The 3544-nt window shown below is 40.5% G+C and carries 2 protein-coding genes and 1 rRNA gene; all 3 read right to left on the reverse strand.

Translation table 11 applies throughout. From position 1 onward, the window contains the following. Nucleotides 1-698: 698 nt before the first annotated feature. Nucleotides 699-1457, reverse strand: coding sequence for an IS21-like element helper ATPase IstB (gene istB / locus ACEN31_RS11245; protein WP_197105363.1), 759 nt, complete (start codon nt 1455-1457; stop codon nt 699-701). Further along, nucleotides 1451-2929 (reverse strand): IS21 family transposase, encoded by a 1479-nt coding sequence (istA, locus tag ACEN31_RS11250; RefSeq protein ID WP_407109456.1) that lies wholly within the window; start codon nt 2927-2929, stop codon nt 1451-1453. Before istA ends, istB begins: the two co-directional genes overlap by 7 nt. A 496-nt stretch (nt 2930-3425) precedes the next feature. Further along, a 5S ribosomal RNA gene (rrf, locus tag ACEN31_RS11255) occupies nt 3426-3541 on the reverse strand. Between the last annotated feature and the right edge of the window lie 3 nt (nt 3542-3544).

The raw sequence follows: 3544 nt of genomic DNA on the forward strand, positions 1-3544 counted from the left end.
TTCATCCGTGGTAAGATGGGTGTAGGTCATTTGTGGTCACTCCTTTGTATTCTTTGGTCGGAATTACAAGTTGAGTGTACCACAAATGGCTGTTTTAGTTGTCTAGCTTAATTTTACAATCGGCGTTTAATAATATTTTAAGGTACATCAAAATTATTATATCAAGAAGCACAAGCGTGAAGCAGATAAATATCACGCCAAATTAGATTAACAGCAAGTTAGACAGGACTTGGAAGCATACGAAGTGAGGATGGTCTCTCGTCAATTCGTATGTACTACCTTTGAGAATAAACATAAGATATTTTTACTAACAACGAATATTATGGATTCATTGTGCGCCAGAAACTCAATGAAATCATTGCGAGTGCCCCAACGACCAGAATTACCAACTCAAATATATTCCCATATGCCTTAAATTCTATAAAATCAAATGATTCTTCTGTAAGTTCTGTCGTAATGAATACGATAAAATAACAATCTTCTTTCGATTCTGATACAAATAAAACTGTTATAGAAACATTTAGAGACAGTGAATGTGTGTTTGAATAATTAGTGGAAAGAAGCGGATCTTATAGAGAATACAAGAAGCATATCGATATCCAGTTGACTACACGATATCTTCCTAATATGTATATGTCAATTGAAAAAGGGACCACCTTGCTGTTGAAAAAGGGACCACCCTGCAGTAGTAACAGGAGCTATTCCTCTCCTTCCTGTAATGTATTCTTCCAGTGACTGGTTTGCTTCATACGGTAGCTTTCCCCCCGCATATCGACAACATGCGCCTTGTAAACCAAACGATCCACCAAAGCACCCGTTAATGTCGGGTCTTTAAAACAATCCTGCCAACGATCAAATGTTAGATTCGTGGTAATAATCACCGAGCCTTCTCCAATTCGGTTAGATAATAAATTGAAAATCAATTCTGCGCCTGAAGCATCAAAGGATAGATAACCGAGCTCATCAATAATCAATAAATCAATGCGCTGAAGGCGTTGTTTAAACCGATAAAATTGACTTTGAGTGACCGCTTCTTTCATCTGAATCACCAGATTGGGGGCGTTGATAAATAACACATTATAACCTTGCAGGCACGCTTCAATCCCTAAACCAATACTAAAGTGGGTCTTGCCTGTACCCGGATTGCCGATAAAGATGGCATTTTCTTTATTCTGTATAAATTGTAATGTTTTCAGTGAACGCAGCTCTTTTCTCACGGGTTCGTTAAACACCTGGTCATCAAAGTCGACCAGGTATTTTTTCTGACTAAACTTTGCTTGCTTTATCCGACGTTGATGACTGCGATTGCGTCGATGTTGCACCTCCTCATTAATCCATTCCAATAAGGCTTCTTCAAAGGTTAGCCCCCTCGCTTGATATTCTGCCATCAAGTGAGGGTGGTTTTCCTTAAGGAACGACAGTTTCAGTTCATTGGCTGCCTCTGTGATCGTTAACATGGTGTTTCCTCCAATCCAAAGATGCGATTAAGCTGATGTAGTGTGTGTTCTGTTTGTTGAATCACCGGGTTGATTTCTTGGTCCTGCCCCTTAGGGAGAGGCTTTGTGGCGTGTAATCGTACCGCTTCTGTCATGTGGATGACGCGTTGATGTTCATCACATGCACGGTAACGTTCCAAGTGCTCTAGAAATAGCTTGGGTTTATCGTTATAATAATGGTCATAGAGGGTCTTCAATAAAGGGTGATGCTTTAACACATGCGAGTGCTTCAAAGCGCCTGGCTTTTTCTGAAACGTCTGGATATAGTGGTATATATCGAGGCAAAAGCCATGAGAGCCCTCTATTTTTGTATGCCGCGCGACCTCTTGATCATTGGCATAGATGACCAAGTGGTTAGGGTAGGCCTTGACTTGAACCGTATGACCGACAAGATAATCAGGGACAGAATACTGATTCGTCTGATAATGAATCGCTGAGTAAGAATTGACTTTCAATGCATGCAGCTCAGCGAGTTCAAAAGGGGGTTGATAAGGTAATAACGTTGCCTTTTCCTCCTCGATCCGACTGGACTGATTCAATTGATGGAGCTGTGCTTCTAAATGATCACAAGCGGCTTCAAAACAAGCAAACTGATACGTCTTTGTAAAACAAGCTTGACGCACTTTTTTCACTCTGCCTTCAACCGTTCCCTTTTCATTCCCACTGAAAAAATTAGTCACATTGATATCAAACCCATAATACGTGGCGAATTGAATCAACTGTGGATTCAATGTTTTTTCGTTCCTCCCTATAAACCGTGAAACAACATGACGCATATTGTCATAAACGACCTCCCGATAGACACTCCCAATCTGTTCAAAGAAACGCACATGAGCTTCTTGAAAGACCTCTTTCTTTTGATGGGCATACAGATACGCCCAAAAATAATCCGAGGCTGGACTCGCAAACACAGCAAGATAATACGTCTGCACGTGGCCATTTATCTCCAACTTGACTTCACCAAAATCAAACTCAACGCGTGATCCGAGCGCATAGTCTTGACGAATAAAGGCTTCTTTCGCTTTTTTAGTCATTTGTGCCCAGTAATGCGCCACCGTTCGATATTTGATGGCGTAGCCCTCTGCTTGAAGTATCTCTGTCACAGCGACAGCCGTAAGGGCTTGTTTATGGGAGCCTAATATCCGTGTTTTCTCTTGTTCCTCTTCGATTAACCGGTTCATGCGTGCCTCCACCTCGGGTGTGAAGGTTCTTTTCGTCCGTGTCGTACTATTGTATTGTCGTTTCAACACTAACTGCTCCGTAGCGACTTCAAGGGCTTTATCGTCCTCAGCTGCATCGATTTTTTGTCTTGCCTTATCAAATCGGTCACATATTCTGCGCACCGTTTTTCGATCTAGTCCCATGTCTCGACTAATCGCACGTTTTGATTCACCGCGGCGATAACGGCTAATAACCTCAAATTCTTTTGTCATAGTAATCACTCCTGACACCTCCATCTATACTTCATAGTATAAATGGAAGTCACTGACAGGTGGTCCCATTTTCAATTGCAATTCCTAAAATTTTGGCCCCTTTTTAAAATACAATATACATAATAATCTGGTTGGTTTTGAGTATGAGTTAAAACAGATTACTCGAAATTTGAATTTGAAACTATGCTAGATTAATTATTTGACACTAAATAAGCGTATTAGAAAGTAACAATAATAAAGGAGTCCTATAATATAAAGTGATTCGCTATAAATGCATATAATCAAAACCCTAAATTTTTGACCAAACAAGTTCAAGAATCACTACTGAAGAGGTCTTAATCGAGATTGAAGCCGAACGTATTAATCCCATAGATAGTATCATTCGAAAGATTGTAAGAAACGCACTATTAAATACACTATGCCCCATACATTGGAAAGGAAAATATCTGTACAAAAAAAGAACAGAACCCTTGGGCTCTGCTCTCAATTAAACAATGCATGGCAACGACCTACTCTCACAGGACCAAAGGTCCAACTACCATCGGCGCTAAGAAGCTTAACTGCTGTGTTCGGCATGGGAACAGGTGTATCCTTCTTGCTACCATCACCACACAT

Source organism: Ruoffia sp. FAM 26255 (assembly GCF_045528525.1).
GTDB classification, from domain to species: Bacteria; Bacillota; Bacilli; order Lactobacillales; family Aerococcaceae; genus Ruoffia; species Ruoffia tabacinasalis.

What these genes read in the sequence shown, in the direction of transcription:
- istB (WP_197105363.1), bottom strand. Translation starts at nt 1,457, where the DNA reads ATGTTAACGATCACAGAGGCAGCCAATGAACTGAAACTGTCGTTCCTT.
- istA (WP_407109456.1), bottom strand. Translation starts at nt 2,929, where the DNA reads ATGACAAAAGAATTTGAGGTTATTAGCCGTTATCGCCGCGGTGAATCA.